17 protein-coding genes are annotated in these 13,328 nt (G+C 66.3%); 10 read left to right on the plus strand and 7 right to left on the minus strand.

The window, feature by feature from the left end; genetic code table 11:
- Nucleotides 1-164: 164 nt before the first annotated feature.
- Nucleotides 165-848: a DUF1345 domain-containing protein gene (locus ACVWZ8_RS08370; RefSeq protein WP_456504354.1), complete on the minus strand. Its 684-nt coding sequence runs from the start codon at nt 846-848 to the stop codon at nt 165-167.
- Between the two features lie 261 nt (nt 849-1,109).
- On the opposite strand from ACVWZ8_RS08370, the gene rpsF reads away from it, so the two are divergent.
- The 4 genes from rpsF to rplI all read left to right on the plus strand — a co-directional run bounded on the left by rpsF (nt 1,110) and on the right by rplI (nt 2,895).
- Nucleotides 1,110-1,415 carry a 30S ribosomal protein S6 gene (gene rpsF, locus ACVWZ8_RS08375; RefSeq protein WP_232084085.1) on the plus strand — a complete coding sequence of 102 codons (306 nt, stop codon included), beginning with the start codon at nt 1,110-1,112 and terminating at the stop codon, nt 1,413-1,415.
- Nucleotides 1,416-1,471: 56 nt separating this feature from the next.
- Nucleotides 1,472-2,059 (plus strand): single-stranded DNA-binding protein, encoded by a 588-nt coding sequence (locus ACVWZ8_RS08380; protein WP_426975276.1) that lies wholly within the window; start codon nt 1,472-1,474, stop codon nt 2,057-2,059.
- 126 nt (nt 2,060-2,185) lie between these two features.
- Nucleotides 2,186-2,425 (plus strand): 30S ribosomal protein S18, encoded by a 240-nt coding sequence (gene rpsR, locus ACVWZ8_RS08385; RefSeq protein ID WP_003800144.1) that lies wholly within the window; start codon nt 2,186-2,188, stop codon nt 2,423-2,425.
- A gap of 17 nt (nt 2,426-2,442) precedes the next feature.
- The gene (rplI, locus tag ACVWZ8_RS08390; RefSeq protein ID WP_354238982.1) at nt 2,443-2,895 is read left to right on the plus strand and encodes a 50S ribosomal protein L9; all 453 of its coding nucleotides are present in this window, start codon (nt 2,443-2,445) and stop codon (nt 2,893-2,895) included.
- Between the two features lie 171 nt (nt 2,896-3,066).
- Here the strand turns inward: rplI and ACVWZ8_RS08395 are convergent, their stop codons facing one another.
- Nucleotides 3,067-3,501, minus strand: a complete 435-nt coding sequence (locus tag ACVWZ8_RS08395; RefSeq protein ID WP_426975275.1) for a DUF1801 domain-containing protein — start codon at nt 3,499-3,501, stop codon at nt 3,067-3,069.
- 66 nt (nt 3,502-3,567) lie between these two features.
- Between ACVWZ8_RS08395 and ACVWZ8_RS08400 the strand changes: the two genes are divergently transcribed.
- Together ACVWZ8_RS08400 and ACVWZ8_RS08405 are read left to right on the plus strand one after the other, a co-directional pair.
- A complete protein-coding gene (locus ACVWZ8_RS08400; RefSeq protein ID WP_426975273.1) occupies nt 3,568-4,428 on the plus strand; it encodes a PhzF family phenazine biosynthesis protein in 861 nt (286 codons plus the stop codon).
- Between the two features lie 181 nt (nt 4,429-4,609).
- Entirely contained in the window at nt 4,610-5,236 is a 627-nt protein-coding gene (locus ACVWZ8_RS08405; protein ID WP_456504355.1) for an FMN reductase, read from the plus strand.
- Between the two features lie 60 nt (nt 5,237-5,296).
- On the opposite strand, the gene ACVWZ8_RS08410 is transcribed toward ACVWZ8_RS08405, so the two are convergent.
- Nucleotides 5,297-5,893 carry a hypothetical protein gene (locus ACVWZ8_RS08410; RefSeq protein WP_426975271.1) on the minus strand — a complete coding sequence of 199 codons (597 nt, stop codon included), beginning with the start codon at nt 5,891-5,893 and terminating at the stop codon, nt 5,297-5,299.
- A gap of 3 nt (nt 5,894-5,896) precedes the next feature.
- Nucleotides 5,897-6,364: a hypothetical protein gene (locus ACVWZ8_RS08415; RefSeq protein ID WP_426975270.1), complete on the minus strand. Its 468-nt coding sequence runs from the start codon at nt 6,362-6,364 to the stop codon at nt 5,897-5,899.
- 686 nt (nt 6,365-7,050) lie between these two features.
- Between ACVWZ8_RS08415 and dnaB the strand changes: the two genes are divergently transcribed.
- Nucleotides 7,051-8,439 carry a replicative DNA helicase gene (gene dnaB, locus ACVWZ8_RS08420; protein ID WP_456504356.1) on the plus strand — a complete coding sequence of 463 codons (1,389 nt, stop codon included), beginning with the start codon at nt 7,051-7,053 and terminating at the stop codon, nt 8,437-8,439.
- A gap of 50 nt (nt 8,440-8,489) precedes the next feature.
- On the opposite strand, the gene ACVWZ8_RS08425 is transcribed toward dnaB, so the two are convergent.
- Both ACVWZ8_RS08425 and ACVWZ8_RS08430 read right to left on the minus strand, forming a co-directional pair.
- The gene (locus tag ACVWZ8_RS08425) at nt 8,490-9,464 is read right to left on the minus strand and encodes an acyl-CoA thioesterase (RefSeq protein ID WP_426975268.1); all 975 of its coding nucleotides are present in this window, start codon (nt 9,462-9,464) and stop codon (nt 8,490-8,492) included.
- Between the two features lie 174 nt (nt 9,465-9,638).
- A complete protein-coding gene (locus tag ACVWZ8_RS08430; protein ID WP_456504357.1) occupies nt 9,639-10,073 on the minus strand; it encodes a DoxX family protein in 435 nt (144 codons plus the stop codon).
- A gap of 143 nt (nt 10,074-10,216) precedes the next feature.
- Here ACVWZ8_RS08430 and ACVWZ8_RS08435 point away from each other — a divergent pair, with 143 nt between their 5' ends.
- From ACVWZ8_RS08435 to ACVWZ8_RS08445, 3 genes are all read left to right on the plus strand, one after another.
- Complete coding sequence (locus tag ACVWZ8_RS08435) at nt 10,217-11,575, plus strand: MATE family efflux transporter (RefSeq protein WP_456504358.1); 1,359 nt, start codon at nt 10,217-10,219, stop codon at nt 11,573-11,575.
- A gap of 9 nt (nt 11,576-11,584) precedes the next feature.
- A complete protein-coding gene (locus ACVWZ8_RS08440) occupies nt 11,585-12,178 on the plus strand; it encodes a hypothetical protein (protein WP_456504359.1) in 594 nt (197 codons plus the stop codon).
- Nucleotides 12,179-12,262: 84 nt separating this feature from the next.
- Nucleotides 12,263-12,631 (plus strand): hypothetical protein, encoded by a 369-nt coding sequence (locus ACVWZ8_RS08445; protein ID WP_456504360.1) that lies wholly within the window; start codon nt 12,263-12,265, stop codon nt 12,629-12,631.
- Between the two features lie 38 nt (nt 12,632-12,669).
- On the opposite strand, the gene ACVWZ8_RS08450 is transcribed toward ACVWZ8_RS08445, so the two are convergent.
- Complete coding sequence (locus ACVWZ8_RS08450) at nt 12,670-13,212, minus strand: CGNR zinc finger domain-containing protein (RefSeq protein WP_426975263.1); 543 nt, start codon at nt 13,210-13,212, stop codon at nt 12,670-12,672.
- Nucleotides 13,213-13,328: the final 116 nt, after the last annotated feature.

Consider the following 13,328-nt stretch of genomic DNA (forward strand, 5'->3'; position numbering starts at 1 on the left):
CTGTGAGGTTTGTGAGTATCCCAGCATCCCAGTCGGGTTTGTATGTTGTTGGACTCTTGCGGCGAGGGCGGTGGACTGTCGATGACAGCTTAGAAATTCCATTCCTCTCTGCCGCGCAGAAAGCGTGCTCAACTAGCGCACGCCCAAGGTCTTTTCCGTCCGGACTACGCGGCGAGCCCGATCACGAGGTTGATGGTGGCAGCCAAGATGATTGTCCCGAAGAGGTAGGACAGCAGGCTGTGCTTGAGGGCCTCGGCGCGGATGGCGTGGTTCTGCAGGGCGGTGTCCGAAACCTGGTAGGTCATGCCGAGGCTTGTGGCCAGGTAGGCGAAGTCGGTGTACTGCGGCGGCTGGCTCTGGTTGAAGTCGATGCCGCCCACCTCCGGACCTGCTTTCCGGCCGGTGCTGTAGTACAGCTCGGCGTAGCGCAGCGTGAAGAGCGTCTGGACCAGCATCCAGGACAGTGCCACGGAGGCCAGCGCCAGCAGGCCGCCGCCGAGCCGTGAAGCGCCGTCGGTGTTGGTGTGGGAGTCGACGACGACGGCTGCCACCGCTGCCAGGCTGGCGACGTTCGCGGCCAGGATCAGCAGGTCGGTGGTGCTGCGGGACGGATCCTCCGCCGTGGCGTGGGCCCGGGTCTCCGCGGATCCCAGCCGCCCGATCACCAGCCAGATCCAGACCATGTAAGTCAGCGCCGCACTGCTCCAGCCGATTGCCGGAGCCTGCACCCAGTGCCCGGCCAGGCCGGCGGCCGTCGCGGCAAGGAGTCCGGCCAGCAGCATGACGGCGAAACGCAGACGGCTGCGCCGGATGGTGCGGACAGCGCGGGACGGGGATCCGGTGTTCATTCCCCGATCATGGCATGCCGCCGGCGCCCACCCCGTCCCGGCGGTTGTCCACATGGCCGCCGGTGCCCTTCCGCCGCCTGTTGCGGGGCCTTATGGTGGGGACACGGAATCGCGAAATCCGGCCCGGATGCACTAAGCTATTGAAGTCTGTGCTGCGCCCTGCCTCCGTTCCGGGGGTGTTGCGAGGCGCATGGCACCGCAAATGAACCTCCTGTTACGGAAATGCCGTAACCGCTTAGCCCAAAGGAGGTGGGTTCACATATGCGTCCTTATGAATTGATGGTAATCATCGACCCCGAGGTCGAAGAGCGTACCGTTGAGCCAACGCTTCAGAAGTTCCTGAGTGTCATCACCAACGATGGTGGAACCATCGAAAAGGTTGACATCTGGGGCCGTCGTCGCCTGGCTTACGAAATCCAGAAGAAGTCTGAAGGTATCTACGCCGTGGTGAACTTCACCGCCGAGCCGGCTACCGCCAAGGAACTTGACCGCCAGCTGAGTCTCAATGAGACCATCATGCGCACCAAGATCACCCGCCCCGAAGTACAGAAGGTTGTTGCTGAGTAATTTCAGCTCCCGATTTTCACTCTTCATCCCCGCAGGAACGAACAAGGAGGCAGTAGATGGCAGGCGAAACCACTATTACGGTCATCGGTAATCTCACCAATGACCCCGAACTGAGGTTCACACCGTCAGGTTCGGCAGTAGCGAATTTCACCATCGCTTCTACGCCCCGCACCTTCGACCGCCAGTCCAATGAGTGGAAGGACGGGGAAACCCTGTTCCTCCGCGCGTCGGTATGGCGTGAAGCAGCCGAAAACGTCGCCGAATCCCTGACAAAGGGCATGCGCGTGATCGTTTCCGGCCGCCTGAAGAGCCGTTCCTACGAAACAAAAGAAGGCGAGAAGCGCACCGTCATCGAGCTTGAGGTCGACGAAATCGGCCCGAGCCTGCGCTACGCCAACGCCAAGGTCAACCGCACCCAGCGCTCCGGCGGTGGGGGTGCCGGCAACGGTGCCCAGGGTGGCTTCGGCGGCGGCAACAGCGGCGGCGGCTTCGGTGGCGGCTCTGGTGGAAACCAGGGCGGCAACTCCGGCGGAACCTGGGGCGGCAACCAGCCCGCACAGCAGGATGACCCCTGGGCCACGCCCGGTGTCAGCAATGCAGGCGGCACCTGGGGCAACGGCCCGGATTCCGAACCTCCCTTCTAAACAACATTTAAGGTTCGACGACGGAACCCGCCGGAACGCCTCAAGGCGGAAGGGTGCAGACCGACGTCGGGTCACCACCATCCCGTGGATCAATATCCACGGGCTCCATCGAATAGGAGCTCCACGATGGCTAAGGCTGAACTCCGTAAGCCCAAACCAAAGTCCAACCCCTTGAAGGCCGCTGACATCACTGTCATCGACTACAAGGACGTAGCATTGCTGCGCAAGTTCATCTCCGACCGCGGAAAGATCCGCGCCCGTCGCGTCACTGGCGTCACGGTGCAGGAACAGCGCAAGATCGCCCAGGCAATCAAGAACGCCCGCGAAGTTGCTCTGCTGCCTTACTCCGGCGCTGGCCGCGGCTAAGGAAGGGATTAACTAACATGGCAAAGCTCATTCTGACCCACGAAGTAACCGGTCTCGGTGCTGCTGGCGATGTTGTCGAGGTCAAGGACGGTTACGCGCGTAACTACCTGCTGCCCCGCAACTTCGCTCTGACCTGGTCCAAGGGTGGCGAGAAGCAGGTTGAGTCCATCAAGACTGCCCGCGCTGCCCGCGAGCACGCTTCCCTGGAAGACGCTCAGAAGCAGGCTGCTGCACTCTCCGCCAAGCCGGTCAAGCTCGTCGTCAAGGCTGGCGAGACCGGACGTCTGTTCGGCACCGTCAAGCAGGGCGACGTAGCCGACGCTGTTGAGGCCGCTGGCCTTGGCAAGATCGACAAGCGCAAGGTCGAACTGCCGGCACACATCAAGTCGGTTGGTTCCTACCAGGCCAACGTCCGTCTGCACGCCGACGTTGCCGCTGTGATCGAACTCGACGTAGTCGCAGGCAAGTAGCCCTTACCGGCCATGCAGTCCTGAACTGCTGGAAGGCCCCCGCCTACGGTTTCCTCTGAGGAACCGGAAACGGGGGCCTTCTGCCGTTAACTCCAACGGGGGTCACTCCCCGCCCATTTCGGCCCCGGGACGGGCCAGAAGTGACCCCGCATTGCGGGACTGCGCCGGGGATCAGCCGTGGTGCAGGACCGTGGTCACGTGCCGGTAGCCCAGCCGGATCAGTTCGGCCAGGACGCTTTCGTCGACGTCGCCGAGTTTGTTGACGTAGAGGCAGCCCGCGCCGGTCTTGTGCTTGCCCAGCCTGACCAGCAGTTCGGCCGCTTCTGGACCGTATGTCAGGCCGTAGAGCGAGAGGCTTGCCTTCCGAGGCGAGAACCCGACGGCAGGGGAGTCGCCCTCGCGTCCGCTGCCGTACTTGTAGTGATACTGGCCGAATCCAACGATCGTCGGCCCCCACATTTCCGCCTCCTGGCCCGTAATGCCCGTCATCAGTTCCAGCAGGCGGTAACCATCCTGACGGCGGACCGGATGCTCCACGGCGGCAAGGAACTCCTCCACGGATGCCCGGATGGCCTGCATCTTGTTCTGGGTCTTGTTTTCCGTCATGACGGCAGTCTGGCAGACGCCGGACGCCATGTCAGCCTCGGCGCGCGCCGGTGATAGCCTGCTGCGGTGACTCCGAATCCAGCCCCCGAACCTCGCCCCCGCCCCTTCACGCAAGTGGACGTGTTCTCCGCCGAGCACTACCTCGGCAACCCGCTGGCCGTCGTGGTCGACGCCGAAGGCCTCGCGGCGGACCGGATGCAGCACTTCGCCAACTGGACCAACCTCTCGGAGACCACCTTCCTGCTGCCGCCCACGCACCCTGACGCTGACTACCGGGTCCGGATCTTCACCGGCAGCGAGGAGTTCCCCTTTGCCGGCCACCCGACCCTTGGCTCGGCGCATGCCTGGCTTGAGGCCGGCGGCATCCCCAAACGGGACGGACTGCTGGTCCAGGAGTGTGCGGCGGGTCTGGTCAGGGTGAAGCGCGACGGCGGCCGGCTGGCCTTTGCGGCCCCGCCGCTGACCCGCTCCGGCCCGGTGGCGGGGGAGGACCTCGGCCTCATCGCCGCAGGCCTGGGGATGCCGCGGGAAGCGCTGCTGGATGCTTCCTGGCTGGTCAACGGGCCGGACTGGATCGGGGTGCTGCTGGAGTCGGCCGCGCAGGTGCTCGCCATCAGGCCCGACTACGCGGCCATGGCCGGACTCAAGGTCGGGGTGATTGCTCCGCACGCCGCCGGATCCGCCGTCGACTACGAGGTCCGCACCTTCATCCCGGGCGACGCCGCGGCCGAGGACCCCGTGACCGGAAGCTTCAACGCCGGAGCCGCCCAGTGGCTGATCCGCAGCGGCCGGGCACCGGAATCCTACGTCGCGGCGCAGGGAACCGTGCTGGGCCGTGCCGGCCGGGTCCACATCGATGCCGAGGGGGACGACATCTGGGTCGGCGGAGACTCCGTGAGCTGCATCGAGGGCAGCGTCACGCTCTGAGGCAGGGGATCGGCTGGCTCCGTTGCCCTATCAGTTGTGGTTGCCATTCCGTCCCCTTGGGGCCCAAAAGTGATAGCGCAAACGGAGGGCGGGAATAAACGGTGCGGCCTGCTGCTTCTAAAGGTAGATGCAAACGCATGTAGTACGGTCTGACGGACCAATCTCACCCAAGGAGCACTCTGTGGAAACCCGCCGCATCACCGTCCTCTCCGCCGGACTCGGCGTCCCCTCGTCGAGCCGTCTGCTGGCGGACCAGCTGGCAGCCTCGGCTGAACGGCAGCTCGCGGCGTCCGGCCACGCCGTGACTGTGGACATCGTGGAACTGCGGGACCTCGCCGTGGACATCGCCAACAACTTCGTGACCGGCTACGCGGCCCCGCGGCTGGCCGAGGTGATCGCTGGCGTCGAGGGCTCCGATGGCATCATTGCCGTCAGCCCCGTCTTCAGTGCGTCCTACAGCGGTCTGTTCAAGTCGTTCATCGACGTGCTGGACCCGAAGTCGCTGGAGGGCAAGGCTGTCCTGCTGGGTGCCACCGCCGGCACGGACCGGCACCAGATGGTGCTGGACTTCGCCATGCGGCCGCTGTTCACCTACCTGCGCACCCGGGTTGCCGCCACCGCGGTCTTCGCGGGTCCCCAGGATTGGGGAACCAACGACGACGGCGGCTCGCCCCTCTCCGCGCGGATCGACCGCGCAGCGGCCGAGTTTGCCCGTCTGCTTCAGGGCACCCAGCCGCAGCAGAAGCCGGCGGCGCTGGAGTCGCTGCCTTTCGAACAGCTGCTCGCGGGGATTTCCCGCGGACAGTAGCCCGGGGCGCCGAGCGGGGCGCCCGAACGATTCCGGCCGCCCGCCGGGACCGTCGGGAAGTCAGTCGTCAAGCAGAGCGATGAACTCGCGGGCCTGCTTCATGGAGATGTCCGAGTGCCGGGTCAGGGCGGTCGCTGCCGCTTCGGCGTCGCCGCTCTTGGCGAGCGTGCGGATCCTGCCGTAGATCTCATCGTTGAGCATGTTGCTGCTGACCTCGCGGGTCACGTCGCCCTTGCTGGCGATCGCCCGGTAGCGGTACGGGAAACGCTGCGGTGTGTCGTCTTCCTCGTCCCGGGGGGCTTGCTGCGCGGGTGCCGGCCGGAACGGCTGGGGGTGGGCTGCAAGCGCCCCGACGGCGTCGCGGGAGGCCCGCAGGCCATCGCCGGTGCTGTCGAAGTAGAGCTTGATAGCAGCCATCGCCTGACCCTGCGCGATCAGCGCGTACAGGCGGCGGTGCTGTTCCTGGCTCAGCTTGGCCGCCGCCGTGCGGGCCAGCTCGACGGGATCGCGCTCGACGGGATCGCGACCGGGCTGCGGTGCGGCCGACCCGGGCCGGGCCTGGGCCCCGGCCCCGCGCCGGGCGAGCGCGCGGGCTATCAGCAACACGCTGGCCCCGACGATTGCCAGAATCAGAATGGGGATGATCAGGGATTCCATGTACTACAGCCGATCTACATAATTCTTGGCGGTCAAGGGATCTGAATGGGTTGCCTGGCGCAGCAGCCTGATGGCCTGGATCTTCTTGCCGTTCCGGGCCAGCGACTGCAGCTGGAGGGCGAACTGGGGATTCAGCTGTCCGCCCGGCAACACGGACCCTTGGTAGCCGGGCTGTCCCACGGCCGGCGCGGAGCCGGACTGGGCGCGCAGGGCTGCGCGGGCGTGGTCGGCCTGCTGGGACTGCTGCTGTTCGTTCTGGCTGGGCCGGGTGACGGCGTTAACCCGTGCCCGCGCCGCGGTGGCGGCCTGGACCTGCGCCGCGTAGTGCGCCTGGGAGCGGACGGACAGCTCGAGCTGATATCGCTCCGCGTCCGACATGCCGAAATCCCGTGGTTTGAGGGCCGTAACGAACGCCCAGAGGACTGCCGCCAGGATGAGGGCAGGCAGTATGACCAGCAATACATCGCCCATGCTTAGAGCTTATGCCAGATTGCGGTTATCCACAGCATATTCCGCACGACTCAGACGGTGGGCCGATTAAGGCGTCAATATCCTGTCGACGCCGTGATGCCCCTCACGAAATGCGACTATTTTGCCCCAAATGTGGCACCCGCCCCGCGGTGTATCCCCAGCCACAGAGTGCAAGCTGTGGATGAAGCTTGCGGAAATTAGTTTTGTGTCCACAAGGTGAACCCTGTGTTTCCGCAGGTCAGCGGCACATTACCGAGGCAACAAATTTTCTATCCACAGCTGTTCCCACAGGCTGTGCACAAGCAGGGGACGGTAGTGCACAGCTTATCCACAGGGGCGCCGTCCTGCCGGGTTGGTGCCTGCCCGATGGGGGGATAACGTAGCGGGATATGGAGCCGTGGATACGGAAATCGGATGATCGCCGAACGACGCCTTCCGCAAATTCAGAACGGCGCCCCGCCGGCATCGACGCTGTGGATAACGGCAGCGCAGGACGGCAGGCAAACTGTCGGAGCCGGCTGATAGGACTAAACCAATCGGCATACGCCGGGATGGACGCCACAAGCAGTTGACGTCACGAGCAGTTAACGTCACGGGCAGTTAAAGCATGTGGGCATCAAGGCACATGGCTTACGCGTCGCCGGCGAACGGATATCCGCCGCGGCACACAATGGAGGACGGCAGTTTTGTCAGTTACGCATCTGGACTCAGTCGAGGGCACGCGGGGATCCGAAGGAAGCCGCAAGCCGCCGCAGGACATACCCGCGGAGCAGTCCGTCCTGGGTGGCATGATGCTGTCCAAGGATGCCATTGCCGACGTCGTCGAAATCCTGCGTGGCCAGGATTTCTACCGCCCCGCGCACGAGACGATTTACGAGGCCGTCATCGACCTCTACGGCCGCGGCGAACCCGCCGACGCCGTCACCGTCTCTGATGAGCTGACGAAGCGCGGAGAGATCAACCGCATCGGCGGTCCCGCCTACCTGCACGAGCTGATCCAGACCGTCCCGACCGCGGCCAACGCAGGCTATTACGCCGAGATCGTCGCCGAACGCGCGGTCCTGCGCCGCCTGGTCAATGCGGGCACCAAGATCGTCCAGCTCGGCTACGGCGCGGACGGCGAGGTCGAGGACCTGGTGAACCAGGCGCAAGCCGAGATCTATGCCGTCGCCGAACGCCGCACCGCCGAGGACTACGTCGTCCTCAAGGACGTCATGGAATCCACGGTCGACGAGATCGAGGCCTCAGGCCACCGCGGAGAAGGACTGACCGGCGTGCCCACCGGCTTCTACGAGCTGGACGAACTGACCCACGGCCTGCACCCGGGCCAGATGATCGTCATCGCGGCCCGCCCGGCCGTGGGTAAGTCCACCTTCGCGCTGGACTTCGCCCGTTCCGCAGCCATCAAGAACAACCTCGCCACCGTTATGTTCTCCCTGGAAATGGGCCGGAACGAGATCGCCATGCGCCTGCTGTCGGCTGAGGCCACAATCGGCCTTCAAGACCTCCGCAAGGGGACCATCAAGGACGAGCAATGGTCCAAGATCGCCACGACCATGGGACGGATGAACGATGCCCCGCTGTTCATCGATGACAGCCCCAACATGTCGCTGACGGAAATCCGCGCCAAATGCCGCCGTCTGAAGCAGCAGCATGACCTCAAACTCGTGATCCTCGACTACCTGCAGCTCATGAGCTCGGGCAAGAAAGTGGAGTCACGCCAGCAGGAGGTCTCCGAGTTCTCGCGTGCGCTGAAGCTGCTCGCCAAGGAACTGCAGGTGCCCGTGATTGCGCTCTCGCAGCTGAACCGTGGCTCCGAGCAGCGCCAGGACAAGCGCCCCATGGTCTCTGACCTCCGTGAGTCCGGTTCCATCGAGCAGGACGCCGACATGGTCATCCTGCTGCACCGCGAGGACGTCTACGACAAGGAATCCCCACGCGCCGGTGAAGCGGACATCCTCATCGCCAAGCACCGTAACGGCCCGACCAAGGACATTGTGGTGGCGTTCCAGGGCCACTACTCGCGGTTTGCGAACATGGCGGCCGACGCCGGAGGCGCTGGAGGCGGATTCTAGCCGGCCTCCAGCGGCAAGCCGCCCGGGGGTAGAAGGCCAGTGTTGGGCCGCTACAGGCCGCCGGCCGGGAGCAGATGGTTGGGCAGCCGGTTTCCGGGTGCCATCCCCCGGATCTCCAGCAGCTCGCGGGCGTGGGCGTGCAGCCGCTTGTCTTCCTCGGACACCGGCACCCATTGCGGGATCGGGACCGAGGTGCCGTGCTCGTCGCGGGCCACCATCACGGTCAGGCAGTAGGTCGTGAGGTTCAGTTCGCGTCCCCTGGGATCCCCCGAGCGGACATGAACGGCGATGTGCATGCCCTTGGTGCCGGTGTAGACCAGCCGGGCCTCCACCTCCACCACGTGGCCGATCAGCAGCGGCCGGTAAAACCGCACGCCGCCGGAAAAGACGGCCACCGTGTCCTTCCCGCAGTAGCGGGAGGCGCAGACGTAGGCCGCCTCGTCGATCCACTTCATGACGATCCCGCCATGCACCTTGCCGCCCCAGTTCACATCCGTGGGGGCGGCCATGAACCGCAGGACCACGCGTTCGGCGGTGCCGGCGTCGGTATATTCCTGGGCGCTCATGGCCCGGACGATGTCCTCGCGGACCTTGATCCGCGCCAGCGCGTGGTCGCGCTGCTCGATCTGTTCCGCCGTCACCGGTTCAAACTGCGGCACCGGTATGGGTTTGCCGTCCACGCCCACTGCCACAAAGATCACCATGCACTGGCTGCGCATCGTCGCGGCCCCGCCCTTCGGGTCGCCCGAGGACACGACGGTGCGGATGTGCATGGAGGAGCGCCCCGTGTAGACGATGGTGGCCTCCACTTCCACCATGTCGCCGCTGTTGACCGGATCTGCGAAATGGATGTTACCCACATACGCCGTCACGCAATAGGACTTCGACCAGCCGACGGCGGCGGCATAGGCCGCCTTGTCCACCCACTCCAGCACGGTGCCGGCGTCGACCGAGCCGCTGTGGCCCACGTCGGTGGGGGCTGCAAGGAAGCGCAGGGTCACGGAATTGGCGGCAGTCTCACTCATGCTGTGAGTTTACTGACAGGCTGCGGAACCGTCGCGGGCGCCGACACAAACGCCGTCCGGGACGCCATAAGTCCGGGACGCCATAAAAGGGGCAGGAACGACGGCGGGCGGCCACCTGAGGTGACCGCCCGCCGTCGCATGCCTGATGGCGCAAAGATTCTTTGCGGAGATTCTCTAGGCGAGGACGCTGAGCTTTGAGCCGCGGCGGCCGAACAGCACCTTGTCCACGGAAACTTTGCCCGCACCGACGAGGGCCACGGCCAGTGCGGCGGCAGCCAGCAGCAGCACCAGCTCGTAGCCGCCGTTGGCGGCAAAGATTCCCGCCGGGGCGTGGACCAGGAACAGCGCACCCAGCACGTCCGCCGCCAGGAGGACGGCGAAGATGCGGGTCAGCACGCCCAGGATCAGCGCGACGCCGCCGGCCAGTTCAAGGGTGGCGACAACGGGCGCGGCCAGTTCCGCGGCCGGAACACCCATCTGGGTGAAGGCAGCCTGAGTGCCGGCGATTGTGAATTCATTGAATTTCTGCCAGCCGTGGGCGGCGAAAAGGAAGCCGGTGACGATGCGCAGGATCGTGCGGGCCGAGGTGGTGAGGGCGGGCTGATTCATGTGGGTGCCGTTTCGTGTCGGGGTGGGCGGGCGTTGCCGTCCACACATCAGTTGAAGGTTCAACTTCAAGTCTCGCGACATTTAGTTGAAAAGTCAACTAAATGTCGACCGGTGTGATGCAAGCGTCCCGTTAGGGTTGTTCCGTGTACGCCTCGTCCCCATCTCCCGCCACGCTGCCGTCTCCGGCCTTCCGGCGACGGGAAATCCTCCGCCTTGCCGTCCCGGCCTTCGGGGCCCTGATCGCCGAGCCGTTGTTCCTGCTCGCGGATTCGGCGATTGTCGGACACCTCGGCGTGGCCCAGCTCGCCGGCGTCGGGCTGGCCTCCGCGGTGCTGCATACGGCGGTGGGCCTGATGGTCTTCCTTGCCTACTCGACCACCCCGGCCGTGGCGCGGGCGATCGGTAACGGCCAGCTGCCCAAGGCCCTCGCGGCCGGGCGCGACGGCGTCTGGCTGGCCCTGCTGCTCGGGAGCATCCTCGCCCTGGCCGGATTCCTTGCCGCCGGCCCGCTCCTGGAGCTGATGGGGGCCCGCGGCGAGGTGCTGACCTTCGCCGTGGACTACCTGCGCTGGTCGATGCCCGGACTCGTCGCGATGCTGCTGATCTTCGCGGGCACCGGAGTCCTCCGGGGGCTGCAGGACACCCGGACCCCCCTCGCGGTCGCCGCCGCCGGGTTCACGCTGAACATCGGGCTGAATCTCTTCCTCGTCTACGGGCTGCAGCTCTCCGTCGCCGGCTCCGCGATCGGCACCAGTATTGCGCAGTGGGCCATGGCGCTGGTCTACGTGCTGATGGTCCGGCGCAACGCCCGTAGCCACGGCGTGCCGCTGCTGCCGGACTGGCGCGGCATCCGTGCCATGACCAAGGTGGGCTCGTGGCTGATGCTGCGGACGCTGAGCCTGCGCATCGCGATCCTGGCCACCGTCGTGGTGGCCACAGCCCAGGGGCCGGTCAATCTGGCTGCCCACCAGCTTTCGATGACGGTCTTCACCTTCCTGGCGTTCGCCCTGGACGCCCTGGCCATCGCGGCGCAGGCCCTGATCGGCAAGGAGCTTGGCGCGGCCCATCCTGCCGCGGCGCGCGAACTCACCCGCACCATGGTCCGCTGGGGACTCGGCTTCGGGGTGCTCACCGGCGTCCTGCTGGCCGCCGCCGCCCCCTGGGCGGGCCTGCTGTTCACCTCCGACCCGGGCGTCCAGGCCGCGCTCACGCTCGCCCTGTGGGTGCTGGCGGCCGGCCAGCCCGTCGCCGGCTACGTCTTCGTGCTGGACGGGGTGCTGATCGGGGCGGGGGACGCGAAATACCTGGCGATCGCCGGCGTCGTGAATCTGGCCCTCTACCTGCCGCTCTTGTTCGCGGTCCGGTTGTCCGGGGCCGACGGCGGAGCGGGGCTGCTCTGGCTGTGGGCGGCGTTCTCGCTGGGCTACATGCTGGCCCGGGCGCTCACGCTGGGCCTGCGCGCGCGGACGGACCGGTGGATGGTGCTCGGCGCTTCGCACTAAACTGGATGCGTGACTCTCCCCGCAAGCCCTGACGCGTCCACCGCCCTGCCCGCCGCCGCGGACCTCTGGAAGCCGGTGCTTGTCCGGGCCGCCGTCGCGCTCGGCTTCGGTGCGCTGACCGTCTTCTGGGCCTCCCCCTCCGACGCCGGAATGGGCTGGGCCGGCGGACTCTACCTGCTGGCCACCGGAGCGGTGCTGATCTGGAGCGTCAAGAAGACGGAATTCCGGGGCGGCGCCGGCTCCGGCAAGGTCCTTTCCGCCGCGGGGTCGGTGCTGGCCGGAACCGGCGCCGCCGTCGGGCTGATCTCCGGCAGCCTCGTGTTCGCAGTCATCGCGACGCTCGGGCTCGGTCTGGCCGGCGCCGCGGAACTCTACCTCGGCCTCACCGGGCGGGGCCACACAGCGCTGGCCCGGGACTGGATCGCCTCCGGCGTGATCGGGCTCGGCACGGCGGCGGCACTTCCCTTCTTCATCGAGCTGGGACCACACGCGCTCCTGGGCGTCGCCGGCGGCGGAGCCATCATCAGCGGCGTGCTGTGGATGCTGGCCGGCCTGACGCTGCGGCACGATGCGCGGGGCGATTCCACGGAGGCCGTAAACTAGTACGGACAGGTTCTACCCTGCGTAGAACAATTGCGGTATCAAAACTGCCACGCCGGCCCGCGTCGGCAGCAGGAGGAAAGCACCTTGGCACAGCAGAAATCCGGCGAACCGCGCAGCCTGCGGACCTCGGTCAAGGGACCCCTCATGTTCTCCACATTCTGGGCAGTGCTGGCCTTCTTCGCCGTCCTGATCTTCGCCTCCGGCGGCAGCGCCAAAACACCCCGGTTTGATCTGGCCTTCACGGGCGCAGGCATCGCCTTCATCGTCACCCTGGTCCTGGCCGCCATGCTTTCGATGAGCCACAAGGAGAATGCCGAGGACCTCGGCAAGGGATCCGGCGTGAACCTCAGCTCCAGGAAGTCCGCTTCCGGCCACGGCGGCTACCGTGCACAGCCGGGTTCCGACGACCCGGACGAAAGCTCCGGCGGCACGCCCCGGGACGACCCCCGCTAGCAAGCCCGTCACGCCTGGCGTCCTGAGCCGGTCGAGGTTCAGGATGCTGCTTTGCGCGCCCGGTAGGCGGCCACATGCGCCCTGTTGGCACAGTTTCCGGTGTCGCAGTACCGCTTTGAGCGGTTCCGGCTGAGATCCAGAACGACGGCGTCGCAGTCCTCGGCGGCGCAGACCAGCAGCCGGTCCATCTCCTTGCTGCGGATCACGTCGACCAGGGCCATCGCGGCCTCTGTGCTCATCCGGTCCGCCAGCGGAGCCTCCGGCGTGGTGGCGTGAAGGTGCCAGTCCCACTCATCGTGCCTGACCAGCTGGGGGAGCGCCCGGGCCTCCCGCAGGAGCCTGTTCAGCGTCTCCACGGCCGCGGACTCGCCGGCGAGCCAGAGCTCGGCGAGTTCCCCGCGGAGCCGGTGCACACTGGCCAGTTCGGCGGCGTCCCGGGTCCGGGAGCCCGTGAAGCCCTCGGCTGCCAGGAAGCGGTCCAGGTCCGCAGGCGTGGCCAGCTGCTCGTCGCCGTTGGCGCAGGTGTTGATGAGGTCGACCACGGAACGCAGCGCAACCTCCGTGTCAGGGGCAAAAACCATCTTGACTCCTTACGGCCGCTTGGCGTACTGTCATGACCATAACCCTACTTTACTCCTGACAGGAGGCAGCCCGTGTCTGCCGCACGCCGCTCCGCCGATGCACCGGTCCAGAATCC

The sequence above is a fragment of the Arthrobacter sp. UYCu723 genome (assembly GCF_054059215.1).

What these genes read in the sequence shown, in the direction of transcription:
- ACVWZ8_RS08370 (WP_456504354.1), bottom strand. Translation starts at nt 848, where the DNA reads ATGAACACCGGATCCCCGTCCCGCGCTGTCCGCACCATCCGGCGCAGC.
- rpsF (WP_232084085.1), top strand. Translation starts at nt 1,110, where the DNA reads ATGCGTCCTTATGAATTGATGGTAATCATCGACCCCGAGGTCGAAGAG.
- ACVWZ8_RS08380 (WP_426975276.1), top strand. Translation starts at nt 1,472, where the DNA reads ATGGCAGGCGAAACCACTATTACGGTCATCGGTAATCTCACCAATGAC.
- rpsR (WP_003800144.1), top strand. Translation starts at nt 2,186, where the DNA reads ATGGCTAAGGCTGAACTCCGTAAGCCCAAACCAAAGTCCAACCCCTTG.
- rplI (WP_354238982.1), top strand. Translation starts at nt 2,443, where the DNA reads ATGGCAAAGCTCATTCTGACCCACGAAGTAACCGGTCTCGGTGCTGCT.
- ACVWZ8_RS08395 (WP_426975275.1), bottom strand. Translation starts at nt 3,501, where the DNA reads ATGACGGAAAACAAGACCCAGAACAAGATGCAGGCCATCCGGGCATCC.
- ACVWZ8_RS08410 (WP_426975271.1), bottom strand. Translation starts at nt 5,893, where the DNA reads ATGGAATCCCTGATCATCCCCATTCTGATTCTGGCAATCGTCGGGGCC.
- ACVWZ8_RS08415 (WP_426975270.1), bottom strand. Translation starts at nt 6,364, where the DNA reads ATGGGCGATGTATTGCTGGTCATACTGCCTGCCCTCATCCTGGCGGCA.
- ACVWZ8_RS08425 (WP_426975268.1), bottom strand. Translation starts at nt 9,464, where the DNA reads ATGAGTGAGACTGCCGCCAATTCCGTGACCCTGCGCTTCCTTGCAGCC.
- ACVWZ8_RS08430 (WP_456504357.1), bottom strand. Translation starts at nt 10,073, where the DNA reads ATGAATCAGCCCGCCCTCACCACCTCGGCCCGCACGATCCTGCGCATC.
- ACVWZ8_RS08450 (WP_426975263.1), bottom strand. Translation starts at nt 13,212, where the DNA reads ATGGTTTTTGCCCCTGACACGGAGGTTGCGCTGCGTTCCGTGGTCGAC.